The sequence below is a fragment of the Paenisporosarcina sp. P4_E4_2 genome, assembly GCF_056401595.1.
This window is the reverse complement of record NZ_JBFUJC010000489.1, coordinates 1-1,620: the sequence shown is the minus strand read 5'-3', so window position 1 is coordinate 1,620 and position 1,620 is coordinate 1. Positions and strand designations below refer to the sequence as shown.

Sequence of the window (1,620 nt, the reverse complement as noted above, 5' to 3'; positions counted from 1 at the left end):
GTATTGGATAAGGATTTATCCAAATTGAATGTGACCATTGAACCTGCTCAAGTGGACGTCACGGTTAACATTGAAGAATATAGCAAAGAGGTACCCATTGCTTTAAGGCAAATCGGGCCACCTAAAGAAGGCGTAATAATTAATGATTTAACGCCATCATTTGAGTATGTACGTGTGTACGGAAACCGAGCGGTTGTCGATGCATTGGAGTCAATCAAGGTGGACGTAGATGTGAGTAAGCTTGAAGAATCAAAAGAACTCGCATTGAAATTACCGGTACCTAAAGGTGTGTCGAGACTTTCTGAATCTCAACTGGAAGTACTTGTTGATGTGACACCAGCACCTAAAGAAGAGTCGGTGGAAGAGTCCGGCCAAGTGCCAGCTGAAGAAGATAACGAAGTTAAAACAAAATCCCGTGAATTCGCGGATGTTAATGTAGAAGTCAAAGGGTTGAATGAAAAGGATCATTACGCATTCAGCCAACCTGAAAGTGGTCAAGTCCTCTTGACTGTACGAGGAGAAAGTCCATATATTGACACCTTGAGTGCGAAGGATTTTCAAGTATATGTAGATGCAAGCACAGCTGAAAACGGTGAAAATCTTTTGGTTGTCACCGTTGAAGGTCCTGAAAACGTGACTTGGACGGTGTCTTCACCTTCTGTCACAGTGGATGTCGTGCGAGCTTAAGTTTGGATTTGAAGGAGAGAATAGATAAATGGGTAAATATTTTGGAACTGATGGGGTACGAGGCGTTGCGAATAGCGAGCTTACACCAGAATTAGCATTTAAATTAGGTCGTATCGGTGGATACGTTTTAACAAAAGAAGCTACAAGTCGTCCGAAAGTTTTGATTGGACGTGATACACGTATCTCCGGTCATATGCTGGAAGGTGCACTGGTTGCTGGTCTTTTATCTGTAGGTGCAGAAGTTATGCGTTTAGGCGTCATCAGTACGCCAGGTGTTTCTTACTTAACGCGTGTGATGAGTGCTGAAGCGGGCGTCATGATTTCAGCTTCACATAACCCGGTTGCAGATAATGGAATCAAATTCTTTGGTTCTGATGGCTTCAAACTTTCTGATGAACAAGAAGCGGAAATCGAAGCGCTTATTGATACAGAAGTGGATGAATTGCCACGCCCGGTTGGCGGCAATTTAGGATCTGTTACGGACTACTTTGAAGGTGGACAAAAATACATCAGTTACTTAAAGCAAACGTTGGATGAAGATTTTGTTGGCATCCATGTTGCTTTGGACTGCGCACATGGCTCTACTTCTTCTTTAGCAACTCATGTTTTTGCTGACCTGGATGCGGATCTTTCCACGATGGGTGCATCACCGAACGGTTTGAACATTAACGAAGGTGTCGGATCTACTCACCCTGAAGTATTGGCTAAGTTTGTCGTTGACAAAGGAGCTCATGTAGGGCTTGCGTTTGATGGAGACGGCGATCGTCTGATTGCAGTGGATGAAAAAGGTCAAATCGTAGATGGCGATCAAATTATGTACATTTGTGCGAAGCACTTGCATAGTGAAGGCCGTTTGAAGCACGATACAGTTGTTTCTACAGTTATGAGTAACATGGGCTTCTATAAGGCGCTTGAATCTCATGGTATGAGTAG

General features: G+C 43.5%; 2 protein-coding genes. Both read left to right on the top strand.

Annotation, left to right across the window (positions count from 1 at the left end):
- The coding region (locus tag AC1DSB_RS18985; RefSeq protein WP_477587385.1) for a CdaR family protein at positions 1-687 on the top strand (687 nt) is incomplete at its 5' end.
- 28 nt (positions 688-715) lie between these two features.
- Positions 716-1,620 (top strand): phosphohexomutase domain-containing protein (locus AC1DSB_RS18980; RefSeq protein ID WP_477587384.1); only part of this gene is annotated, 905 nt, incomplete at its 3' end.